The following is a 23,157-nucleotide window of genomic DNA, read 5'->3' as shown; positions in this document are numbered from 1 at the left end:
CATAGCATTAATCTGGTGAAGGCTAACTGAATAGTATTTCATTGCTTATAAAAAGATGTATATACTAAAATTAGTTAATAAAAAATAGATAAAAATAGATAAAAATAGACTGTTGAATTAGTCAACTCTAGCTGTATCCCTTGAAAGAAAGAACGATAATGAAAACAAAGATTCTCACTCTTGTGCTATCTCTTGCACTAGCAGCTTGTGCTATTCCAGTAACGCAATCAGAAATTCAGCAGGCGAAGTTTACGCCTCAACCAAAGCAGACTGAAATAGATAAAGAAGTTAATGCATTTCTAAAGATGAAGATCAGTAATCCTGAGGCGGCTAAAAAGGAATGCTCACCACCCCGTAAGGCATGGGCTAGGGACTTAAGTTATAAACCAGCTAATTTTGGTTGGTTAGTAGTGTGCGATGTTAATACGAAGGATGGTCAAGGAAACTTCGGCCCTTTAAATGCTTATATGTTCTTATTTACAACTAGTGGCGTAATGACCTATGACTCATCTTCTTTTGTAAACATTAATAACAATGTGCAATTTTTGGATCTAATAGGAAAATAAGGTAGTTCTAGTGTGAGTGACCCTGTGAGCCATGGGCGACTCTTGTGGAAGCGGGGTCAACCTATTGTGGTGATTTATCAATTAGTAAAAGTAAATTCGTGGTGTCGGTTTGACCTGACGGTGGAGGGAGTGGGTCACAAGCATTACTTTAAGTAACGACGGAGGGTAAAGCTATTGAAAGTTACATAATATATCGAGCTAAAACCCATCCATATTGTTAAGTACAGATAACTTAGGTGATATAAGATTGATTCGTTTGCAGCCATTATTTATTGTGGAAAAAGCCTTTCTACTAATCGACCCAAAAAAGATGACAGTTCATTAAAACTCTTATTAAAGAACATTTTTATTCATCGGAATGTAGCAGTGTAGGCCGCCTACTAAACCTCAGCAGACTAAAAATAGGTCATAAATCGAACTGCCAACACCCGAGTCTGTATAAAGCCGTTCTTAATTTCCATATCCCTGCCGTATTGAAGAGAGAATCTTCCAAGTGCTGTATGAGCTTGTCCACTCAATAAAAATCTCTGGGTATTGACAACATTATTTTGATAAACATTATTGATGGAAGTGGCGCCCCCAGCTGCATAGATATAAGAGGCACCTACGGTAAAGATATCGTTAATGCGGTAAATGGGGCCTAATTGAGTATTGGTCAACGGCTTCTGATTAAGCGATGTTGTTGCTAATGTGCTGCCAGAAGGAGGGCAAGCAACGCCACACTGCCCGTTACCGCCGAACCACATTGTGTCAACTGCAATCATGCCATCAATACGATCTGTAATAGGCGCTTGAAATCCTATTTGTAGGTCCATCCGATAGCGGTTCTCACTGACATTAAAAGCACGTTGACTGGAGTAGCCTCCAGTGGGCGCTATTAAATATCCTCCTACTGCAAAATAAGTTCGAGTTTGTTTATTAGCGTAGGGCCATAATGCAGTCACTAGAGTGAGGTCTCCAATACCAGTATCGGTTGGATTGTTTGCCAATGACCCAGCTGGCCTTGTGTTTCCATAAGGCAATTGAATATAAGAAGCTCCTGGCAAATCCCCAACCGAATATGTCCTCACATAACGGGCGATGGTGCTTTGAGTATCAATAACGGGATTAGCATAGATGGGTAATCCTCCCCTTTTTAACTGCCCTCAGAGGTAGAGTTAGTTAAGCAACCATGGCCAGTCGCTGTTTTGGGGTAAGTGCCACCCCATTTTTATAGAAAGTTGAATTTTCTGTAGCGTAGTAACTCACTGTAAAAGTGTTTTTATCAGGAGGAGGCGCCACCAGATCATTTGGCTGTAGATCAATTCCCCAGCTTAAAAGGGGTGAGCTCAAGATCACCAAAAGAAGGGAAGTTGTTAACCGATACATAGCGCTGTTATTTTAAGAGGGTAAAGATATTTTGCCCTATCTTTGAGCTACTGTTTTTTGTGAAGGGGCGCAAAGGTTTTTGGGCCTTTTAAACCCCAAAGCAAGCTTCACGTACACTTCATGCATGAAATCTAAACTCAATAGCCTGACTGGCTGGCTTCGCGATTACCAGGTCCTTGCGCGCTACAGAACGCAGTGGATCTTAGCGGCAGTATTTTTATTATTAGCAGCGGCAGCCACTTTGGCGGTACCTCTAGCATTTCGGGGGGTAGTCGATACTGGTCTGACTAGTGCTGCCATTGATCGCCAGTTTATCTACTTACTCCTATTGGCGGTTCTATTGGCCCTAATGACGGCCAGTCGCTTTTACATGATGTCCTGGTTGGGTGAACGTGTGGTGGCTGATATTCGTCAACGCGTATTTGAAAACGTATTGCGTCAGAGCCCAAGCTATTTTGAGACTCTGCAAACAGGGGAAGTATTGTCGCGTCTGACTAGTGATACGACCGTAGTACAAACTTTAGTAGGGTCTAGCATCTCTATTGCACTGCGCAGTTTGGTGATGTTAGTAGGTGGTATGACCATGATGCTAGTCACCAGTGCATGGCTGGCTGGAGTGATGATTGTTCTGCTGGCATTGATCGTTTTACCGCTTTGGGCGCTGGGCCGCCGTGTACGAAAAATGTCGCGTGCAAGTCAAGATAAAGTGGCTGATACCAGCGCAATGGCCGGGGAAGTCTTAAATGCAATCACGACAGTGCAAGCCTTTACCCGCGAACCCCATGAGCAACTGCGCTTTAATGCCGCAGTAGAAGTCGCTTTTCGTGAAGCAAGAAAACGCATTACGATGCGATCCATACTGACTGCAATGGCGATTGTCATGTCGTTTGGAGTGATCGTTTTTGTATTATGGATTGGGGCGCAGCAAGTCACCGCCGGAATAATAACCTTAGGAGAGCTTACCCAATTCGTACTCTATGCGGTCCTGATTGCCGGATCAATTGGCGCACTTTCTGAAACTTGGGGTGACTTACAAAGGGCCGCCGGGGCGATGGAGCGTTTAGTAGAATTGATGCAAGCAACACCCGCCTTGATGGGTGCTAGTTTTGACCGAAATACTCCTCAATCCGTGAGCTCAAACTTCAATTTAGACACGAAAAATAACCAAGTCAATGCAATAGCACTCAATGACATATCGTTTACTTATGCATCGCGTCCAGATGCTCTGGCGCTCAATCACCTATCCTTTGCGGTTCCACAGGGCACTCGATATGCCGTGGTTGGCCCCTCAGGTGCGGGTAAAAGTACTTTGTTTGCGATGCTATTACGATTTTATGAGCCAAGCTCAGGCCAAATAACGATCTTTGGTCAAGATATTACGCAATGGCCCGTAAGTGAGTTGCGCAATCTGGCTGGTATCGTTCCGCAAGAGCCGACTATTTTTGCATCCACTGCCATGGAGAATATCCGCTATGGCAAATTAGACGCAAGTGACGAGGAAGTAATTGCTGCTGCGAAGACCGCCCATGCCCACGAATTTATTATGGCCTTACCGCACGGTTACGGTAGTTTTTTAGGTGAGCGAGGCGTGCGTCTGTCGGGTGGCCAAAAGCAGCGAATTTCGATTGCTCGTGCGATCATTAAGAACCCACCCATATTGCTATTAGATGAGGCTACTAGTGCCCTTGATGCAGAATCCGAGCGGGAGGTGCAATGGGCATTAGATGCGGTTTTGCCAGGGAAAACATCCCTGACGATTGCCCACCGATTAGCTACAGTGCTTCGAGCAGACTGCATTCTTGTGTTAGATGAGGGTCAGATCGTGGAGCAGGGTAATCATGCTGATTTAATCAAGCAGGGTGGCCTATATGCACGCTTAGCCCAACTGCAGTTTGCTTAAACATGACAGATTAATCAATCTTTAAATGTGAGCAACCGTTCATTGAAGTGTGTTTTTAAACTGCACGGCGCAAAGCTTCAATACGATCACTCAGTGGTGGATGACTCATGAATAAATGCTTCAGTCCGCTCGCCATACCACCAGAGATGCCAAATGCCTCTAACTGTTCTGGCAAATGTGGTTGATTGGATGATTTTTGTAAACGTTCTAGTGCGCTAATCATTTTTTGCTTACTCTCTAGAGAGGCAGCTCCGGCATCAGCACGATATTCTCGTTGGCGACTAAACCACATTACGATGGCGCTTGCCAGAATGCCAAGTACTAATTGTGCAATGATGGTGGTTACCCAATAGGCTGGGCCATGTCCGCGCTCTGTCTTAAAGACGGTACGATCAATAATGTGGCCAATGACTCTGGATAAGAAGAATACGAAGGTATTAATAACCCCCTGTATTAAGGCTAAAGTCACCATGTCACCATTTGCAACGTGACTGACTTCATGCGCTAACACCGCCTCCACCTCCTCTTTTGTCATCCCGTTTAGCAGGCCTGTGCTAACAGCAACTAAGGCGTGATTGCGGAACATGCCTGTTGCGAATGCATTAATATCCGGTGCGTCATAAATGGCGACTTCTGGGGTGCCGATACCGGCAGCAGTAGCTTGTCTGTGAACTGCGCCAACCAGCCATTGCTCTAGCTCATTACGCGGTTGCTCAATGACGCGCGCTCCCGTACTGTGTTTAGCCATGGTTTTCGACATTGCTAAAGAAACAAAAGATCCCGTCATACCCACCACTGCGGAAAGCATTAACAATGAAGGCAAATCTATACCGATGCCCTCTTGATCCAGAATGCGGCCAAGACCAAAGACATTAATGATGACCGTGATAACCAACATAATGGCAATGTTCGTCACTAGAAATAGAAAAATGCGCTTCATATCCATCGCCTCCTAAGCTTTTGATGTAAGCTGACACTCTATCCTATGCTATTCATAAAGCCCCCATTTATTCTAGGTATATAGCCTTTTAATGGCGAGGGGAATTTCTTGCATCAGTAATGTGGGATGTGTTATTTCACTACCTTAAATAGGATCGACTGATGACGTTCAGACCAGGCCTGTATTTGAGATGCATGCTGACCAGTCGACTGTCTTAAGAAGTCAATACTGAGCTCTTGCGTCGCCTCTTTGATTTGTTGATTCAAAATAGCACCACCCGTATTGGTGCGGTCAGTAAAAATACTGTGGGTGCCACCCTCGTACACTATTAAAGACTTATTTTTACTGCCAATGGCGTTAAAGATATCCAGACGATCTTCATAACCGCTGTAATACCCAGGAATACGAATCGTGTCTTCAGTGGCAGTGATGTGCAGCGTTGGAATATCAATTGGCCCCAGAATATCTTGCAATGCTGTTTGCCCATAAAAAGGGGGAGTAGAAATCAGAATGGCAGCCGTGATGCGTGGATCACGGAAATTCATGGGGATGCCGTTGCGACTGACGCGAGCACCAGAGGCTAGTAAGGCGGTATTAGATCCATACGAGTGCCCAGCAACAATAATATTTTTTTTATTAATATTAGCGCCTGACGGACTCTCCAGTAAGCGTGTGAGAGCAAATTGAAGGTCACCCGTTCGAGCGATCGCTTCCTGATCTTGGGCCGCCTCTTGTAGTCTGGAAATTAGACTAAATGGATTGCCAAACCAAATAGAGCGATCACTACCAGTATGCTGAACATGCATGCTAGCAAAACCACGACTGGCCCAGTATTGGCCTAAATAGGTATACCCAAAGCGAGAGCCACCAATACCATGCGAAAAAATGACTAGAGGCACTAGACCATTTTCTTGAATAGTTTGCGGCATATATAACCGAATAGGGACCGGGCGATTTCGTGCAATATCTACCCAGTCTTGATCGTCGACATTAAATAGCTCGCTAGCTCCAGAGTTATCACCAAAGCTATTGCCAAAGCTATAACTCGGCTGTAGTGAGAGCGCGGGTAAAGCAAGGTAGAGCAAAGCAGATGTTGCTCGCCTCAAAAACTGTCTTCTACTGTCTCTAACCATCGTTGTATTTTATCTTCAGAGGCGCAAAACATACTTGGAATTACTATTTTAAGTAACTACTTCAAGATACTTCTGGCATAGCCAAAAAATCCGTATGACCAATTTGGCACTCAGTAGCGTGAGCACGACTAACGCTCCACTGATTAACGACAGTCTGACTAACAAGCTGGGTTTCTAGTGCTGCCGCTGCGCTGCCACTAGCTAAGCTTTCGATTAAAAATCGATCCTGATCTGTTAGTAACCAAGGACTTAAGGCAGAGCATGTTTTAAATCCTCTTTGCTGAAGTAGTGACTCTATGATAGCAATTGCATGCGGGCCCGCAGCAGCGCCAAAGCCTTTATCCGTTTGTTGGTGATGATGAAAGGCTTTCAAGACTTGGGCGTCACTAGCTTCTGGTGGGCTCCAGTTTTCGAGGCCGTTATAGGTCAAGACGGTATATAGCGGTTTTGATAATGCATTGCAAAAGCGGTGCAACCATTGTTCTGCAACCAGATCAAAAAAAGCAGCAGCAGTAATCAGATCAGCCGGTAGGGCTAATACAGATTCAATATTCTTGGCTAAATCATCACAACGAAATTCAATCGTGATGTGCTTATGTTGTTTTACGATCGTAAGGGGTTCTATTGCGCTAATAGAGGTCTTGCCTTGAGTAGTGTTTTTTTCTGGCACTTCATCGGCCCACCCTATTAAGACGCTACGTGCTTTTTGAAGTAATACTGGATCGTTATCTACCAGCGTCCAGTGTTGATCCTTAGGTAGAAAAGGAGCTAGTGCTCTTAAATTAGAGCCCGTTCCAGAACCTAGATCAATTAGGCGTATTGCCCCCATGCGGGTTGATGCGATATTTTCCAGGTAGCGCACTAACGTTGCTTGTAACGCCCGGTCACGTGCCCGGTGATCGGCAGGCTCCCGTAAGGCCAGCCATTGTGAAGAGAATTCAGTCATCGTAGTTTGCTATTCAGTTCAATTGGGTTTGGAGGTCAGATGGTATTGCTGGTTTACGATTTCTGTAAACCGCCCCCCTTTTTCATAGAGGGTATCAAAGGTACCAGATTCAATAAGCTCCCCAGCATCCATGACTAAAATCTGATCTGCTTGACGGATTGTACTTAGGCGGTGGGCAATGACAAGTGTGGCACGGGTACGGATAAGTTCATGTAATGCCTTGAGTAAGCTATTTTCTGTGGTGCTATCAAGTGCACTCGTTGCTTCATCCAGTATTAAGATGGGGGGATCTTTTAAGAGTACACGTGCAATCGCCAGCCGTTGCCGCTCTCCACCAGAGAGATGGCGACCTCGCTCTCCAATGATCGTATCGAATCCTTCAGCCTGGCGCTCAATAAAATCCAGTGCTTGTGCACGTAAACAGGCCGCTCGCATTTCATCTTCAGTAGCCTGGGGTGAACCAATGCGAAGGTTTTCTGCAATAGATCGATTAAACAAGAGCGGTTCCTGAAAAACCACCCCAATATTACGGCGTAATGCCGTCAGTTGAAGGTTCCGAATATCACTTCCATCAATCGTAATCTGACCAGACTGAGGATCAAAAGCCCTGTAGAGCAGACTCAGCGCAGTGGATTTTCCAGCGCCTGACGTTCCCACTAGAGCTAGCATTTGTCCAGGCTTGACCGTAAAACATACATTGTTCACAGCTTGATGTTGATTGTTATAAGAAAAATACACGTGACGAAATTCAATGAGCCCAGTGCATCGGCCTGGATCAATCGCCCCTGGTAGATCTTGAATTTCTGGATCGGTATCTAATACTGAGAAAAACTCTTGAAGGCGAGGGGTATCCATGGCTAACTTATTCGCAAAGGTCACCACCTGTTCTAACCGTCCAATCACAATTCCGGCGAATGCAATAAAGGTAACAATTTCACCAACAGTAATAAGTGATTGGGTGTACAGCCACACACCTAAAATGACGATACATAAAATGCTCAGCGTAGTTGCCGAACGCGTGAGTACAGTCACAATTGCCCACCAAGAGAGGACTGGCAGTTGCGCCCCTAGCACCCGCTGGCTGATGTGATGTAGCGCTTTTACTTCTGTCTGTATTCGGGCAAAGCTTTGCACTAAGGCGATATTACTTAAGGTATCTGATGCCAGCTCCGCCAAATCAGAGTGATGGCTTTCAATTTGGTGTTGCAGCTTTTGTGTTTTACGCAAAATGAAATGAGTCAAAATGCCGAACACCATACACAATACGATTAATACAATAGCTAGGCGCCAATTAATATACAGCGCTAAGGGGATAAGCACTGTCAGGGATACTATCGCGGCTAAATGCTCTCTGAAAAAACTAAGCCAAATCCACCAAAGAGTGTCCGTTCCGGCCAGCATGATTTTCATGAGGCGACCGGAGTGCAAGCGCGATTGTTGGGCTAGTGGCAAATGTAATACGTGCTCAAAGTATTCACTGAATACCGCATGACGACGACGATGAGCCAGTCTATCTGCAAATAAAGCGACTAATGTTGAGCAAATAATCGTAAACAGGCCAAAACCGATCCACAGAAGCAGTAGTGGCCAAACGCTATTCCAAACAACATCTCCTGACGTTCTTGGTGCGCTGGAAAGCTGATCAATTACATGCCCAAACAGCACTGGCTCTGCAAATAGAGCGATTGCTAGGGTGACATTCGCTAATGCCAAAATCCAGCCTAGTCGACGATCTGATCCTAGCTTTTCTAGTACGCGTAAATACAGGTGTAAAAAGTTCATTGGTTGTTACTTAAGTTCACTATGCTGTTTTGAGTGCTGGTAGATCTAAAACAAGCAATACCGTAGGCGGCATGATTTCTTCAGGTAAAGATAGCAAATGGCGTCGGAGCATAAAACGACCAAGCCAAGGCTGAGAACTCAGAACTGCTAATGGAATAGCCAGAATCAGACCGCTGAAAAAGAGTAGGCCGTAAGCTAAGGCTTGTGGGTACGTTTTGTAAAGCATGACCGAGAGGGTGACCCCTAATAACGTATGTGGCCAAAATTGCCGGATGGCTTCTAATAAGTGGATGCTGTGATCATCTCGTGACTGAGCCATCCATCCTTGTTTTTTACCCAGGATGAGTCCCACCATAAAGAGACTGTGATTGAGCCAAGTAATTGGCGTCATGAGTAAGGCAAATAGCACTTCAAGAATCAGGCTCAAGCTAAACCGATAGCCTCCACCGAAACGCTGCCGCTCTTGTTTACGCAACAAGACATCTAATGCTCCCGCTATCTTGGGTAAGTACCACATTACTAAAGCGATGCTTAGTAGGGATGTCATTGGGCCAGCATTAATAAAAGTTGATGGTGAGGTGCTGATACTAATGGCAACAGTGCAGATCACCATTAAGGCAATCCAAGCTGGTGAGCCTAAAAACATAAATATAGCAAGCAACAACTGTAAGCGACTTAATAATGTAAGCTTAGGCAATGTGAGTAATTGAACATACTGTAAATTTCCTTCACACCAGCGTAAATCACGACGAATATACTCAGTTAATGTTGGCGGATTTTCTTCCCAACTTTCATCTTCTTGCGGATAGATGCGCACTTCAAAGCCTGCTCGGCGCATGAGGACCGCTTCGATTAAATCATGACTCAAGATAGGGCGGCTCGCACCAGAGCGTAACGGTAGTTGAGGTAAATCACAGTGAGCTATAAACGGGGCTAGTCGTATCAAGGCGTTATGCCCCCAATAGGGGCCGCAGTCCGCTTGCCACCATGCTGAGCCCATAGTGTATGAACGCATACCTAGGCGCATCCCAAACTGAAAGAGACGGGTAAAGGCACTAGTTGAAGGAAGGCCTACTACTAAGCCTTGCAAAATCCCTAATCGAGGGTTCGATTGCATCATGCGGACCAGCCGCACAATTGCGCTAGCGGTCATAAAACTATCGGCATCTAAGGTGAGCGCAAATTCGTGTTGGCCGCCCCAGCGTTTACAGAAATCGGCAATATTGCCAGCTTTATAAGCAGTGTTGTCTGTGCGACAGCGATAGATTACCGAGAATTGTTTTTCCCAGCGTTGCGCTATGGCTAAAAAGCATTCTCTTTCTTGCGCTGCGATACTGAGATCATCCGTATCACTCAGAATATAAATATGGAAATGCTTACTCACAGCATTATCTGTATTTAATACTGAGGCAGAAAGTCCTTGCAGCATAGCGTCGAGATTACGCACAAGTCGCTCGGGTGTCTCGTTGCGGATGCAGAGCAAAATAGCGGTTGATGCTGTGACTGTCTGACCATCTTGACTATTTTGCTTAAGCATCTCTGCTGGCAAAATGTGGGCGACAGGATTAGATGACAGCTGGCATAGCAACAGACCAATAATGGCATTCCAAAAACCGATCACCATCCAAGGCAAGGTAACGCCTACTAAGACGAGTAGCGCAATATGCAGCATCAATGGAGTTTGAGGTGTTAGCGCTTCATAAATGAGCCAAAGCATCAAAATGCAAGTGCATAAGGTCAACCCCGCAAAAATAGAGCGGCGCACTCTGACATTATGTTTGGTGGGGAGGTTTATCGACATATTTAATAGGGTATTTAAGGCAACCTTGAGGCGCAATTCAAATAGCAGAGACTAGCTCACTTATACTGTAAAAATTGCATATGCAGTATAGGTTAGTGACTGTCATCTCACCTGAAGCACACGCTATATTTGATTAAAACACCTGGGATTCATTCGTGTCATCTACTTCCAATCATTCTCCTGCTGCACTGGTCAGTCGATCGCTTTGGTATACAGGCCCTGAGCGTACTGAGATTCGTACTGAAGCGCTCAAACCATTGCCCGCTGGCTTAGTACAAGTGCGCTCTGTGTTTGGGGCGCTCAGTCGTGGTACTGAGTCCTTGGTTTATAGGGGGCTGGTTCCAGAGAGAGAGTTTGAACGTATGCAAGCCCCCTTTATGGAGGGTATTTTTCCATACCCAGTCAAATATGGTTATTCCACCGTAGGTCGTGTGGAAGTGGGTCCGCCTTCTTTAGTCGGTAAATTCGTTTTTAGCCTAACCCCGCATCAAACGCTTTATCAGATAGATAGTAAAGACGTCATGTTAATTCCGAGTGAGATCAAGCCGGAGAGAGCGGTATTAGCTGCCAATATGGAAACGGCGCTTAATGCGGTTTGGGATGCAGCACCTGGGCCAGGTGACAGAATAGCCATCATTGGCGCAGGAGTAGTAGGGTGCTTAGTTGCTTATTTATGCGCGCATTTACCGGGTACTGAAGTAACGCTAGTAGATATCAAACCTGAACGTGCAGGTATTGCACAAGCTCTTGGTGCGCGCTTCTCTTCACCCGAATACGCACCGGTCGATTGCGATATCGTTATTCATTGCAGTGCAAGTACGTCTGGCTTGGCAACTGCGCTGGCATGTGCGGGAGACGAGGCGACTGTGCTTGAGCTTAGTTGGTACGGCGCGACTTCCGTTAGCGCTCCGCTAGGGGGCGCGTTTCATAGTCGTCAGATTCGGTTGCAGTCCAGTCAAGTGGGGCATATTTCTACATCAAGACGTCCACGCTGGACGTATCGCCGCCGGCTAAGTGCAGCGATTGGGATGCTCAACGATGCGCGTCTAGATGTACTGCTGACACCCGCGGTAGAATTTGATGAGCTACCCGCACACTTACCAGAAATTCTTGGACAACAGAGTGATGCACTTTGTTGTCTTATTCGCTACCCTTAAGGAGTCACCGTGTTTACAGTTGAAGTACGAGACCACATCATGATCGCCCATTCCTTTCGTGGGGAGCTTTTCGGGCCTGCCCAGGCTTTGCACGGAGCAACCTTTGTTGTTGATGCTGCCTTTATTTCAAAAGAATTAGATGCCAATGGCGTTGTAATAGATATTGGTCGGGCACTTGATGTGCTGAAGGCGACTCTCAAGCCTTTAAATTATTCAAATTTGGATGAGCGTCCAGAGTTTGAGGGTATCAACACCACTACCGAATTTCTAACGAAATATATTTTTGACCACTTAGCAAATGCAGCCCGTAGTGGGGGCTTAGGCCGTGATGGTAGTCAATTACATGCTATTCGAGTCACTATCTCTGAATCTCATGTGGCGCGTGCTTGGTATGAAGCGGCCATTCATTAATATTGGACTCAGGCGTTAAAACACAACAGCTGATCTTTGTATATCCAGGGGACTTAGCCACACCCACCGGTGGCTATGCCTACGATCGACGCATCATTCATGGGCTAACACAATTAGGTTGGCAAGTAGAGCTTCTGAGCTTAGGGGATGGTTTTCCTTATCCCAGTCAAGAGGTTATTACTTCAGCCCGCCAACTATTGCTCCATCTCAAACCTGGTATCCCGATCGTGATGGATGGCCTGGCTTTGGGAGTCTTGCCTGAGATAGTTGCTGAGCTGTCGCTGTCACACTGTGTTATCGCCCTCATCCACCATCCCTTAGCTTTTGAGACAGGCATCAGCACTGATCAAGCGGCAGCATTCAAAGCGAGTGAGGCGCTAGCCCTTAGTTGTGTCAAACAGGTCGTTGTCAATAGTCCCACCACTGCGAAACAGGTATCGCAATTCTTAGGTGTGCAGTCTGGCAATATTGAGCTGATTCTTCCGGGCACAGATCGTCAGGCAATAAAAAATCGCAGTGAAGAAGTATTCAAACAATCCGATGGGAGGCTCCACCTACTATCGGTCGGCTCCGTCATCCATCGCAAAGGCTTTGATGTTTTATTGGAGGCTTTATACCCATTAATAGCGCTACCTTGGATGCTGTCTATTGCAGGGGACATAACGCGCGACCCCTTCGCTTATCAGCAACTGGAGAAAAATATCGTTCGCTTCGGTTTGCAAGATCGTGTACGTGTATTGGGGGCTGTCACTGAAGAGCATCTCGAAAATTTATATTGCCAAGCAGATGTTTTTGTTCTTGCCTCCCGCTTTGAGGGTTATGGCATGGCCTATGCAGAGGCTATTGCCCGCGGCATACCTGTGATTGGTACTAACGCTGGAGCAATTGCGGATACGGTACCGGCCAATGCAGGCTTATTGGTTCCCCCAGATGATGTGCGGAGTTTGACGATCGCTTTACAAAGAATGATTCAAGACGAGGAATGCCGCTTAGCCTTATCACAGGGAGCATCTGAAGTAGCTGCTCTGCAAACTACCTGGGAAGATTCATCAAAGCGTTTCTCTGAAGTGCTGTCACGCTTTGTGGGATGTTGATTGCTGAGCTAAATAATACGTTGATCGCTCAAGTCACAATCTAAGAGGATGTCATCACCCAGAAGATGGGTTTGTACTTTGAGGCGTGTAGCTTGACCCATGTGTTCAATAGCAGGAAGCTGAAAGCTAGGTCGTCCTGATCCCATAATGATCGGGGCAGTGATGATATGAAGACGATCCAAGCAACCGGCCTGCATAAAATGCGACAAGGTCAGAGCGCCCCCTTCAATTAGCATTCGGTGAAGACCTTGCTGACTTAAGCTATTTAAAATCGCATTTGCCTGAATGCGACCCTCAATCATTGGCAGAGTCAGCACTTCAACTCCGGGGGGAGGAGTCACTTTACTGCCTTGTGCAACGATCCATATTCTTCTGGTGCCATCCGAGTGCCACACTCGAGATTGCTTACCCAGCCTGCCTTGAGGATCAATAACGACGCGGGCTGGACTTCTACCTTGCACTAATCTGACATTTAACTGTGGATCATCTGCAATTGCTGTACCTACTCCAATAACAACGGCATCTACTAAGGCGCGTAGTCGATGTAGATGAAGGAGGCCAGAAGGGCCGTTTACATACTTAGATTGACCTGTGACTGTAGCGATACGACCATCCATCGTTTGCCCAATTTGCCCAACCACCAGCATGGAATCAATTGCCGCTGTTCTGATGGGCTCAAAAAGCGCCTGAAATTCTGAGGAAGGTAATGTGTCAGCGCCAAAAAAGAGGGATAGAAATTCTTCCCAGCGATCATCTACCCCTTGAGATTCAGAGGCTTTAGGGCTAATTTTCTGTGAGGAGTAAGGTTTGGATGAGGCCAAAGTGTAAAGCTCTTATAGATGGTTATAAAGCAACGGTCTCATCTGAATAATTTACCATATGGTGTCATAATTAGTTTTCAGTTAGTACATTTGATACATTTTTGATAGTTTTTTTGGCTTAATTATTTATGGCAATACCCGATCCCCTGGTTCATGTTGACCGCGCAATTTCTGAGTTGCGCAGAGGTGCTGCCGTAAGCGTGATTGGTGAAAAAAAGCACCTTTTAATGGTTGCTGCAGAAGCCTTGACTCCTGAGCAATTAGAAATGCTGGGTAATTATCAGGCTGGCGAAGCTGCACTTGTGATCACAGGTACCCGCGCAAATGTATTGGGTATCGACAAAACTGATCGTGCAGTCAGTATGGTCTCTCATCCCCAGGGACTGACACTGGACGTGATTGAGTGCTTAGCAAATCCACTTGCAGCTTTAATGAATCATCCCAGTCTAGATGGTCTTGTAGTGAGTGATGCCGGCGATTTAGCGCAAGCTGCTATTACGCTATGCAAGTTATCACGCCTTCTTCCTGCAGCTCTCATTATTGAGGGGGCGCAAGCTGCTCCTGATACCTTAGTTGTGGAGGCCAGCGAGATTCAATCGTATATTAGTAATGCCGCTGAATCATTGATGCAGGTGAGTGAAGCGCAGGTACCTTTAGAAAATGCAGAAAATGCACGCGTAGTTGCCTTCCGTCCTCGCGATGGTGGCATTGAACATTTAGCAATCGTTGTTGGTGACATCGATCCTGCAGAACCTATCTTAGTTAGACTCCACTCCGAATGTTTTACAGGTGATCTTGTTGGCTCTTTGCGTTGCGATTGCGGCAATCAGTTAAGAGGAGCTATTACTGAAATGTCACGTGTCGGTAGCGGAATTCTGTTGTACCTTGCTCAAGAGGGGCGGGGTATTGGTTTGGTCAATAAGCTTCGAGCATATCAATTGCAAGATGCAGGATTTGATACGGTGGATGCTAATTTACAGCTAGGCTTTGATGCAGATGAGCGCAACTATCTTCCTGCTGCTCAGATGTTGCGTAAGCTCGGTGTGCACCGCATTAAGTTGCTAACGAATAATCCACTGAAGGTAGCGGCTTTAGCTCGACACGATATAGAAGTGGTGGAGCGGATATCCCACACCTATCCCGCTAACAAGCACAACGAAGAGTATCTCCAGACTAAAGCTATTAAAAGTGGACACCTCTTTTAATTACTACGCTTTCTAAATGGGCTTAGCGCCCAATCCACATCCGCTGAAATACACCATCCTTTTTAATCAAGAGATGGGCCATTGCTGCAGCAATATGGGCAGAGGCAATCCCGACTAGTAGTAGTGCGAGGTAACCATGTATTTGAAACAGCTGTTTGGCAAGCGCTTCATCCTGAGAAATACCAGGCATGGATGGTAGATCAAAGCCACCGACAGTAATTAATGCTGGATAGGCGGTCACACCGGCCCAACCTAGTAGTGGCACCACTAGTAATAAGAGATACAGCAAGCCATGAACGGCAGCAGCTAATTTTATATTTACAGCGGAGACGCTTGAAGGGTAGGGCGGGCGCTGAGAGTTGAGCTTAACCAGTAATCTCAGAACCATCATTAGCAAGACAGTAAAGCCAATCAGCTTATGCCATGCATACAGGGTATCTGTAAGGGCATCCCAAAGATTGGCCCCTGATCTCGCTATCATCCAAACGCCCAATACGAGCTGTATGAGTACCAAGCAAGCGATGAGCCAGTGGAGTAAACGCGCTACTAAAGAGTAAGTTGATCGCATCAATATTCCCCCTATTTTTCGCTAGTCTAAACCACATCCCCCTTTTTTAATTACAAATTGTGCTGCGTAGTGGGTGCCCTAAAGGTGACCCATTCTTCTGCAGCGGTGGGGTGTACTGCGAGCGTGGCATCCAAGTCTTTTTTAGTCGCCTTCATTTGCAAAGCGACTCCCAGTAGTTGAATCATTTCTCCGGTGTCGTGGCCGATCGAATGAAAACCCAGCACCCTGTCAGTGACTCGGTCAACGAGCAGCTTAAATAAAACCTTACTATCTGAGCCCGATAATGTGGCCTTCATTGGCCGAAAAACCGTGCTGTAAACATCCAGCTTTGGAAATTGCTTTAATGCTTGTTCTTCTGTTAATCCCACAACACCAACTTCTGGAGTTGTAAAGACTGCGGTTGGAACTAAATCATGAGCCACTACCCGTGGCGTTTTCCCAAATACGGTATCTGCAAAGGCATGCCCCTCACGAATAGCCATTGGGGTCAGATTAACTCTATTAGTTACATCGCCGACAGCATAAATACCGGTAACAGTGGTCTCGGAAAAGGGATTGACGACAATAGCTCCTTGGTTATTCAATGCGATACCAATCTTCTCTAAGCCCAAAGCAGTGGTATTCGGAACCCGTCCAATAGCGCGTAAAACACAATCTGAGTCCAGAAGGGCACCATCATTTAATGCAACCGTAAACGATCCGCCCTCGTTTTTGATGGCCTTAATATTGTTAGAAAAATGAAGATTAATTCCGGACATGAGTAATTCTTTGGTAAGTTGCGATTGAATATCCTTATCAAATCCCCTGAGAATGTTTTCACCTCGAATGACAACGTCTACTTCAGACCCAAGTAATCGAAAAATACAGGCAAACTCCAGGGCAATATACCCAGCCCCATGAATGACTACTTTTTTAGGTTGCTTCTCTAGGTCAAAAAATTCATTCGAGTCGATTGTGTATTGAGCGCCTTCATAACTATCATTCTGCACTGGTACGCCACCAGTAGCTATTAGGATGGTATTGCCGGTAAGCATTTCTTTGTCTGACAGTTGAATCGTTTTTGAATCTACGAAACTGGCATGACCTTCATAAATAACTACACCAGCGGCAAGAAGATTTTTCCGATAGATTGCTTCTAATCGGGCAACCTCCTGATCTCTTTTCAGTTTTAATGTCGACCAATCAAAGCGCGCGTTATCAAAGTCCCAGCCATAGCCTTTTGCCTCCTCAAAATCATGGGCAAAACGACTGGCGTAAACCATCAGTTTTTTTGGAACACAGCCCCGAATGACGCAGGTGCCACCCAGTCTATATTCCTCAATTAATGCAACTGAGGCCCCATGGTTAGCGGCGATACGTGCTGCCCGCACACCACCGGATCCCCCACCAATAACGATTAAGTCAAAATTTTTCATAGTTACCTAAACAAAGAAGTGAAATGGAAGCCTATTGTTAAAAGTTTTTACTTGCCAACACTATTTTGCAAATATGCTCAAGTCGTTCGATATGCTCGTAGGCACTCCACGGGCTAGAGTCAATAGCAACAACCCCATGACCTTTGATGCCGACGATGTCGTATTTGATGTTTCCTTGCTTATCTAAGGCTAACTTAGTAAAGCACTCATCCGCGAGTTTCTGGCTGGTTGGTGGGACATCTCCCACGTTTGCAGCTACCTTTGTATAGCGATTTAATTCTGGAAAGTCAGTACTGATAGTGGAGAGATCAATGCCAGCATGCATTGCTGCAATACAGTAGGTAGGGTGTACGTGGACAACTACACGAACTTCATCTTGATGTTGCCCCATCATTTTTTGAAGACCAAAATGTAAGGGAATTTCACCGGAAGGTGTGAGTCTGCTACTAATAGCGGTATGCTCCATCTCTTCCCATGAATATTCATTTGACTCGGAACCACTGACGATCTTAATTTTCTTAAATTGATCGGGCTGCAAGGTCTGCTTACGAATACCACTAGGCGTAATATAAAAATGATCTCTGTCGTGATGTCGAATACTGACGTTTCCATCACGACTGGTAATCCAGTTCCGCTGATAGGCATCCAACATGACATCGCAAATAGTTTCTAACATATACTTTTCCTTCTATTTATAAAATATGGTGGCAATGCAAAATGAAATATTCTTCAATCCACTGTACTCTTTAATTCTTTTGTATTGATGATGAAAAAATGATTAATAAAGATACCGAATATTTTTCTCAAAAAATTCAAAACATGCTTGAGGATGAAAGCCTAGAAGTGCATCTGATGCCACCCTCTCAAGCTTTCACGATCATTTATTCGACCACCCCTGCATCAGACCTCGCTAACAAATCCACTGCTTTTCATAGAACAAAAACGACAATCAACGGTGATGCTGTTCTTGAAACAATTATTACAAATGAAAAGCAACTAACAGAAAATATAGGTTTTGCTATTTACCTTGTAAAGTTCGCGGATTATCAAGTGACAAGCATCTTTAAGGGCTGGAGTCTTACCTGCAAGAAATGTCACTCAATAATTAAGGGGGCAATATGGCAGGAAAGCCCTGATACCTGTGTTACGACGGTAGACAGCGTGGTTTGTGGACATCTATTTACAAATGCAGAGAAGTTAAAAGTCAGCGTTGAGCTAAATAATTAGTTCAATTAAAAATTGCTTCTTGCCGCTTTATTGCTAAACAGCGGCTAAATTGGGCTCTTGCTTATAAAAAAGCAAGAGTACCCTGTTAAAGCGATTTCTTCTTATCTGTCGCTACCGCCCAGTTGCCTCTGAGGGCAAAGTAAAGCCCGCCTACCCATAAAAATACGTGTAAGTTGTCGTAAAGAATAACTTGGGTCAAACTTTCGGGCTTCGATACTATCCAAATAACACCTGTTGAAATAGAGCACATAGTGATGCCGCTAAATCTCGTAATCAAATCGCCTAATTCAGCTACATAGGGAATGTTACGTATCAGATTAAGTGAGGCGAGGCCTCCAATTAACAGTCCGGCGCCAGCCGCGATCTCACCGTAAGTCACTACCCACCACACAAGTTTAGGTATGGCAAAGGCCGCCCCAACCGACGGATCAAAGGGTAGCTTACTTAAGCCTTGCTCGAGAAATACCACTGCGAGTGGAATGCGCAGCAATAAATGACTCCAACTGAAATCCGGCAATAACTTCCAATAGATTTTTAACGTCTGCTCTTTCATTTTCTTTTATTTTTCTTTAATGGCTGCCAAATTGTCAAGCAAGCCTAACTGTCTCGCGTATTAGATGGTGGGTGGTGAACTTTTTATCAGTTGAGAAAGGTATGAATCAACTTGGTCAATATAGAGCAGAAATGAGTATTGTGCTTAAGCCACGCCTACCATAGGCTTTAGCTACTCATCTATTAAGCCAGGCTTTCATAAACGGCTTCAATGACTGCATTTTCAGCCCCTTTTGATCTATCAAACAAGCTCTTTATAAAGTGCGTATGATTTATGTTTATTAATGAACTTAAAAAATACAGGCCTACAGGCAAATGTTGATATCAAAGAACTTAGCTCCTATCGCTGTATTCATTTGTCTATTTAGCGGTAGTTTTTCTAGCCTGGCATTAGAAATAAGTGACCTTGCCCTTGAGGGTGAAATTAAGTATTTGAAGGTGAGACCTGATCCTGGCGCTTATTCTTATGAGTCTCGGGTAAAAATTACCCCCCAAAGCCTAGAAACGGGGAGTGTGGAGATTGCTACTTGCCACTATCAATTAGACCCAATTGCTAAGGTAGTCATTGTTTTTAATCCTGAGCGCATACAGGCTATCGCTATTCAAAGTTTGGACAAAATGACCTCGGCTGTGGTTAAAGACAATGAAGTAGTGTTGACGGATGTCGAGCGGGGTGCCTCAATCTGTATTGGTTTGAAGTCTAGGGCGCTGGATCAGTTAGGGGATGGTCGTTTTAAGCTGAATGCAGGTCCGCTGATGCGTCGTTACTTTGACGGTTACTTGCCCATGGCTGCTAAATTAAGGGTGGATTGGCCGGCTAATATGTTGATTTTAGAAAAAACATCGCCTGCTGAGAAGGACGGTATTGACGTTGTGAAAGGTAATGATGGTGTGCAGTTAAATATGATTTTTGCAGGAAAAATGACGGCACAAATTTTTCTAAAGAAAACTGATTAAACTTTCAGTTCCTTGAGTTTTTGACATTATTTATGGCTCTTCGCAATTCTCCTAATCAGATACAAGATCTCGATGATCTGAGTCAACTCGGAAGTATCGTTTGTGACAAGCGAAGAGGGCAACGTTCGCTAGCTAAGAAGTCTAGGCGTAATCGTCATTATGAAAAGCAATTTATTCGCAATACTCTGTTACGGGCAACCCTAGCTGAGCCCTTAAATTAGGCCATTAGCACTACCTAATTAACATTACTTCGGCATCAATAGTGCATCAGCATTGCTTCACCATTAAACGCTTATTAATCTATCAATAGTTAACAAATAGGAAAAAACATGTTTAGTCATATTATGTTGGGTGCAAACGACCTAGAAGTTTCCAGAGGTTTTTATGATGCTGCTCTAGGGGCTATTGGAATAAAGCCAGGTACCTTTAGCCATGACAAATATTTTTATCGTGGACCAGGTGGCGTATTTGCAATTACAAAGCCGATAGATGGAAATGAGGCTACCCATGCTAACGGCGGCACCATTGGCTTTGCTGCGAAGTCTTTGGCAGATGTGGATGCTTTTCACGCCATCGGTGTTGCCCATGGCGGAACTTCATGTGAGGGCGACCCTGGTTATCGTGAGGGTGTAGCGGGCACAGTTTATATCGCCTGGCTAAGAGATCCAGCTGGCAATAAAATTTGTGCAATGCATAGACCTCCTAAATAAGAGCATCCAATAGGTCGGGGATATTAGAAAATAATTTCAATTGAAACCCATTGCTTCTAAGTGATTTGCCATGGGTTTCTTTTGTTATTCCAGGCCTAGCCTGTTTTTACCCTTAATTGGCTTAAAGTTTCGTTGTCTACTTTTAATCGAATACCCAGCTCACCAGAATCTAAGCTGACCGGTAACTTTCTTAGGCTGATCTCCAATGACTCAATAGCGAGATAGCTAGCGCAGGCTTGAATGATGAGTGTTAATAGCCTCTCTTGAGTTTCGTAATGGTATCCTTTTGCCAATAGCTCGATATCAACAATGAGTGGATCGTAGTCAAAGACATGTTCCATCTTATCCTCGGAAATCATGATGAGCTGTGGATCAATCCATAAGGTCATATCTAAAAGATGTTTTTTAGGTATTGTCGCGTGAGGAGCATAGCTTCCAATCTGCGTGTTTAATTCAAGATTTCTTAATTCTATAGTCGCTATGGAGTTCATAATTTTCTTTAAATGATTTAGCACGCTTTTGACATCAATTGGATATACTGCTTAAACAGTAACAAAGAAAATAGTTCTTAAAAATGGCGGAATGGCAGAGTGGTTATGCTGCAGCTTGCAAAGCTGTATACCCTGGTTCGATTCCAGGATTCCGCCTCCACAATTTACTGTAAATTCGTTACCGTAAATTGGCTTTAATAAAACTCTGGATATCATCAAAAGTTCGCTCAATACTTCTTTTGATTGAGATGAGTTTTTTATATAGATTCATTCGTCACTTTTTGATTGCTATTTGATTTTGTGATTATTTATTGCCAATCAATGAGTTTGCTGGGATTAGCTCGACAAGCTCCTCAAATGTTGTATAGCCGGTAATCGGACTAAAACTTCTTGGTGAAAAGTTCTTCTCACCAATGAGCATGGCTGGAACGCCTTGAAAGCCGTATGTCTTGAACTCGTCAGCATCTAATAGGGTTTGCTTGGTTAAGATGCCGCTATTAAGGCCATCACGTAAGCGCTCGGCATTCATATTTACCTGCGCAGCAATTTCTAGTATTTCTTCTTCAATGCTAATATCAACAGCTTTTGAAAATACGGCTTCAAATACAGCAAGCGCGAAGGGTAAAGACAAGCCCTGCTGGTTTGCATAACAAGCACTTTCTTGTGCTAGCCAAGTATCCTTTAGTAGTACTGGGGCATTTAATGTCAGCGTATTTTCTTGGGCAATAGGCTCAGCTAAGGCAATGGTTAAATTTTCGACATAGCTCTTGCTGGGCGCAGCGTTCTCGCGCGAAGTATTCAACTCGGGCGCTCTCCATAAAACCTCAATCTGATTTGAATAGTGTTTCGTCAATTTCATCAGTGCTAAGGTTTGAAGATAGGAGTAAGGGCACTCAAAGTCGCCCCAAATTTGTATTTGAATCATTGAATTGGCTTATTTTTAAAAGATGAGTGATTTATTGTTGCATACATTTCTCTTAGTTGACCCCTAAATTGCCCAGCTTTCAGCGGCCCAATTGCTTCATTAATAGGCTGAATGTCCTTTTTTTCGCTCGAGCAAATTAAGACGAGTCGGTTTAGAATTTGCTCTTATGATTGGACGCATCAAGAGAAACCAAGCCGTAATACAAGAGCCTTTTTGCTTGCCTGCTGAGGTGGTCTGTCCTTTGTGTTTGAGATTAATTCCACAATCCCAGCAAGATGCGCATCATTTGGTTCCAAAATCCCGCGGTGGTGTTGCTACGGTTTTGTTGCATCGTTTGTGTCACAGACAGATCCATGCGCTTTTAACGGAAACGCAATTAGCTCGTCATTACCCCAGCATTGAAGCATTGAGCGCTCACCCAGAAATCATTAAATTTATTGATTGGGTTAAGGATAAGCCCGCTGATCTCAATGCGACCATTCGACGTAGTCGTGACAAAGGACGCTTATAAAAGCGCGCTCAATGGATAGTCACCATCAGAAAACCATTGCCCCTATGCCCGATCCTATAGAAATCGCTCTAGTAGACAGCATTCAAATGCCTCCAGAAAACTTAGTAGAGCGTCTTTGGCAAGAGTTGACACGGGCTACACACGATCGTCATCATGACTGGAAGACACCGGCTTTAGCGACTACGGGAATAGATGGCACACCTCAAGTTCGCACCGTAGTCTTGCGAAACGCAGACCCAGTCTCGTGGGCATTAGCCGTATATACCGATGCACGAAGCCCCAAATGTGCAGAGTTAATGAAATCGGACACCGCTCAATTTGTTTTTTGGAGTGCCAGATTGCATTGGCAGTTACGTATATCCACGCAGGCAAGAGTGCACACCTCAGGCGCATTAGTGGATGCCGCTTGGCTTAAGGTAAGCCAGTCGAGGGCCTCAAAAGATTATTTGAGTCGAGTGGCACCTGGAAGTCTTTTTTTAAATGATGCGGAAGCAGGTCAAAATAGCCAAAATAAGCAAGAGAGCCAGAAGGGTAAAGATCATCATTTAACTGTACTGACTTTTGCAGTGCAGTCAATGGATTGGCTATCTCTTGGTCGTGAGAGCCATATCCGCGCGCGAGTCACGCCTGATGGTCGAGTTGTCCATCTTCAGCCTTGAGAATTGGACTTACTTGGT

At 44.8% G+C, this 23,157-nt stretch carries 25 protein-coding genes and 1 tRNA gene; 13 read left to right on the top strand and 13 right to left on the bottom strand.

Features of this window, described 5'->3' with window-relative positions:
* Positions 1 to 158: 158 nt before the first annotated feature.
* Positions 159 to 566, top strand: a complete 408-nt coding sequence (locus B0G85_RS03920) for a hypothetical protein (protein ID WP_100379099.1) — start codon at positions 159 to 161, stop codon at positions 564 to 566.
* 395 nt (positions 567 to 961) lie between these two features.
* Here B0G85_RS03920 and B0G85_RS03915 read toward each other — a convergent pair whose 3' ends face one another.
* Positions 962 to 1,666, bottom strand: a complete 705-nt coding sequence (locus tag B0G85_RS03915) for a transporter (protein WP_255408127.1) — start codon at positions 1,664 to 1,666, stop codon at positions 962 to 964.
* A gap of 392 nt (positions 1,667 to 2,058) precedes the next feature.
* Here B0G85_RS03915 and B0G85_RS03905 point away from each other — a divergent pair, with 392 nt between their 5' ends.
* A complete protein-coding gene (locus B0G85_RS03905; RefSeq protein WP_100379096.1) occupies positions 2,059 to 3,834 on the top strand; it encodes an ABC transporter transmembrane domain-containing protein in 1,776 nt (591 codons plus the stop codon).
* Between the two features lie 55 nt (positions 3,835 to 3,889).
* Here the strand turns inward: B0G85_RS03905 and htpX are convergent, their stop codons facing one another.
* The 5 genes from htpX to mdoH all read right to left on the bottom strand — a co-directional run bounded on the left by htpX (position 3,890) and on the right by mdoH (position 10,436).
* Complete coding sequence (gene htpX, locus B0G85_RS03900; protein ID WP_100379180.1) at positions 3,890 to 4,774, bottom strand: protease HtpX; 885 nt, start codon at positions 4,772 to 4,774, stop codon at positions 3,890 to 3,892.
* 131 nt (positions 4,775 to 4,905) lie between these two features.
* Positions 4,906 to 5,880, bottom strand: coding sequence for an alpha/beta hydrolase family protein (locus tag B0G85_RS03895; protein WP_100379095.1), 975 nt, complete (start codon positions 5,878 to 5,880; stop codon positions 4,906 to 4,908).
* Positions 5,881 to 5,968: 88 nt separating this feature from the next.
* On the bottom strand, positions 5,969 to 6,853 hold the full coding sequence (locus B0G85_RS03890; RefSeq protein WP_100379094.1) for a class I SAM-dependent methyltransferase: 885 nt from the start codon (positions 6,851 to 6,853) through the stop codon (positions 5,969 to 5,971).
* A gap of 18 nt (positions 6,854 to 6,871) precedes the next feature.
* Complete coding sequence (locus tag B0G85_RS03885; RefSeq protein ID WP_100379093.1) at positions 6,872 to 8,635, bottom strand: glucan ABC transporter ATP-binding protein/ permease; 1,764 nt, start codon at positions 8,633 to 8,635, stop codon at positions 6,872 to 6,874.
* Positions 8,636 to 8,654: 19 nt separating this feature from the next.
* A complete protein-coding gene (gene mdoH / locus B0G85_RS03880; protein WP_198508691.1) occupies positions 8,655 to 10,436 on the bottom strand; it encodes a glucans biosynthesis glucosyltransferase MdoH in 1,782 nt (593 codons plus the stop codon).
* A 155-nt stretch (positions 10,437 to 10,591) separates the two neighbouring features.
* On the opposite strand from mdoH, the gene B0G85_RS10350 reads away from it, so the two are divergent.
* The 3 genes from B0G85_RS10350 to B0G85_RS03865 are packed head-to-tail and all read left to right on the top strand — an operon-like array spanning position 10,592 to position 13,098.
* The gene (locus tag B0G85_RS10350) at positions 10,592 to 11,593 is read left to right on the top strand and encodes a zinc-dependent alcohol dehydrogenase (RefSeq protein ID WP_232725920.1); all 1,002 of its coding nucleotides are present in this window, start codon (positions 10,592 to 10,594) and stop codon (positions 11,591 to 11,593) included.
* Positions 11,594 to 11,602: 9 nt separating this feature from the next.
* The gene (locus B0G85_RS03870) at positions 11,603 to 12,004 is read left to right on the top strand and encodes a 6-pyruvoyl trahydropterin synthase family protein (protein ID WP_100379091.1); all 402 of its coding nucleotides are present in this window, start codon (positions 11,603 to 11,605) and stop codon (positions 12,002 to 12,004) included.
* A 2-nt stretch (positions 12,005 to 12,006) separates the two neighbouring features.
* Complete coding sequence (locus tag B0G85_RS03865) at positions 12,007 to 13,098, top strand: glycosyltransferase family 4 protein (protein WP_100379090.1); 1,092 nt, start codon at positions 12,007 to 12,009, stop codon at positions 13,096 to 13,098.
* 8 nt (positions 13,099 to 13,106) lie between these two features.
* Here the strand turns inward: B0G85_RS03865 and B0G85_RS03860 are convergent, their stop codons facing one another.
* On the bottom strand, positions 13,107 to 13,919 hold the full coding sequence (locus tag B0G85_RS03860; RefSeq protein WP_232725919.1) for a RibD family protein: 813 nt from the start codon (positions 13,917 to 13,919) through the stop codon (positions 13,107 to 13,109).
* 128 nt (positions 13,920 to 14,047) lie between these two features.
* On the opposite strand from B0G85_RS03860, the gene ribA reads away from it, so the two are divergent.
* Positions 14,048 to 15,124: a GTP cyclohydrolase II gene (gene ribA, locus B0G85_RS03855; protein ID WP_100379089.1), complete on the top strand. Its 1,077-nt coding sequence runs from the start codon at positions 14,048 to 14,050 to the stop codon at positions 15,122 to 15,124.
* Between the two features lie 22 nt (positions 15,125 to 15,146).
* Here the strand turns inward: ribA and B0G85_RS03850 are convergent, their stop codons facing one another.
* From B0G85_RS03850 to B0G85_RS03840, 3 genes are read right to left on the bottom strand one after another with little or no spacing between them, the layout of a single operon-like run.
* Positions 15,147 to 15,692, bottom strand: coding sequence for a cytochrome b (locus B0G85_RS03850; RefSeq protein WP_100379088.1), 546 nt, complete (start codon positions 15,690 to 15,692; stop codon positions 15,147 to 15,149).
* Between the two features lie 50 nt (positions 15,693 to 15,742).
* Positions 15,743 to 17,107 (bottom strand): glutathione-disulfide reductase, encoded by a 1,365-nt coding sequence (gene gorA / locus B0G85_RS03845; protein ID WP_100379087.1) that lies wholly within the window; start codon positions 17,105 to 17,107, stop codon positions 15,743 to 15,745.
* Positions 17,108 to 17,144: 37 nt separating this feature from the next.
* Positions 17,145 to 17,783, bottom strand: a complete 639-nt coding sequence (locus B0G85_RS03840) for a class II aldolase/adducin family protein (protein ID WP_100379086.1) — start codon at positions 17,781 to 17,783, stop codon at positions 17,145 to 17,147.
* A gap of 98 nt (positions 17,784 to 17,881) precedes the next feature.
* Here B0G85_RS03840 and B0G85_RS03835 point away from each other — a divergent pair, with 98 nt between their 5' ends.
* Complete coding sequence (locus B0G85_RS03835; protein WP_100379085.1) at positions 17,882 to 18,334, top strand: hypothetical protein; 453 nt, start codon at positions 17,882 to 17,884, stop codon at positions 18,332 to 18,334.
* 85 nt (positions 18,335 to 18,419) lie between these two features.
* On the opposite strand, the gene B0G85_RS03830 is transcribed toward B0G85_RS03835, so the two are convergent.
* Positions 18,420 to 18,887: a DoxX family protein gene (locus B0G85_RS03830; RefSeq protein WP_100379084.1), complete on the bottom strand. Its 468-nt coding sequence runs from the start codon at positions 18,885 to 18,887 to the stop codon at positions 18,420 to 18,422.
* A 314-nt stretch (positions 18,888 to 19,201) separates the two neighbouring features.
* Here B0G85_RS03830 and B0G85_RS03825 point away from each other — a divergent pair, with 314 nt between their 5' ends.
* From B0G85_RS03825 to B0G85_RS03815, 3 genes are all read left to right on the top strand, one after another.
* Positions 19,202 to 19,843 (top strand): hypothetical protein, encoded by a 642-nt coding sequence (locus B0G85_RS03825; RefSeq protein ID WP_100379083.1) that lies wholly within the window; start codon positions 19,202 to 19,204, stop codon positions 19,841 to 19,843.
* A 32-nt stretch (positions 19,844 to 19,875) separates the two neighbouring features.
* Entirely contained in the window at positions 19,876 to 20,064 is a 189-nt protein-coding gene (locus B0G85_RS03820) for a hypothetical protein (protein WP_100379082.1), read from the top strand.
* Between the two features lie 108 nt (positions 20,065 to 20,172).
* Complete coding sequence (locus B0G85_RS03815; RefSeq protein WP_100379081.1) at positions 20,173 to 20,553, top strand: VOC family protein; 381 nt, start codon at positions 20,173 to 20,175, stop codon at positions 20,551 to 20,553.
* Positions 20,554 to 20,648: 95 nt separating this feature from the next.
* Here the strand turns inward: B0G85_RS03815 and B0G85_RS03810 are convergent, their stop codons facing one another.
* Positions 20,649 to 21,044: a dihydroneopterin aldolase gene (locus tag B0G85_RS03810; RefSeq protein ID WP_100379080.1), complete on the bottom strand. Its 396-nt coding sequence runs from the start codon at positions 21,042 to 21,044 to the stop codon at positions 20,649 to 20,651.
* An 85-nt stretch (positions 21,045 to 21,129) separates the two neighbouring features.
* Here B0G85_RS03810 and B0G85_RS03805 point away from each other — a divergent pair.
* A tRNA-Cys gene (locus B0G85_RS03805) sits at positions 21,130 to 21,204 on the top strand.
* Between the two features lie 144 nt (positions 21,205 to 21,348).
* On the opposite strand, the gene B0G85_RS03800 is transcribed toward B0G85_RS03805, so the two are convergent.
* Positions 21,349 to 21,969, bottom strand: a complete 621-nt coding sequence (locus tag B0G85_RS03800; RefSeq protein WP_100379079.1) for a DsbA family oxidoreductase — start codon at positions 21,967 to 21,969, stop codon at positions 21,349 to 21,351.
* A 166-nt stretch (positions 21,970 to 22,135) separates the two neighbouring features.
* Here B0G85_RS03800 and B0G85_RS03795 point away from each other — a divergent pair, with 166 nt between their 5' ends.
* Both B0G85_RS03795 and B0G85_RS03790 read left to right on the top strand, forming a co-directional pair.
* Positions 22,136 to 22,480, top strand: coding sequence for an HNH endonuclease (locus B0G85_RS03795; RefSeq protein ID WP_100379078.1), 345 nt, complete (start codon positions 22,136 to 22,138; stop codon positions 22,478 to 22,480).
* An 11-nt stretch (positions 22,481 to 22,491) separates the two neighbouring features.
* The gene (locus tag B0G85_RS03790; protein ID WP_100379077.1) at positions 22,492 to 23,139 is read left to right on the top strand and encodes a PNPOx family protein; all 648 of its coding nucleotides are present in this window, start codon (positions 22,492 to 22,494) and stop codon (positions 23,137 to 23,139) included.
* The last annotated feature ends 18 nt before the right edge of the window (positions 23,140 to 23,157 follow it).

It is taken from the genome of Polynucleobacter brandtiae, from assembly GCF_002797575.1.
Classification (GTDB): Bacteria; Pseudomonadota; Gammaproteobacteria; order Burkholderiales; family Burkholderiaceae; genus Polynucleobacter; species Polynucleobacter brandtiae.
Note: the sequence above shows the minus strand (reverse complement) of the source record. Positions and strands in the feature narration are given on the sequence as shown.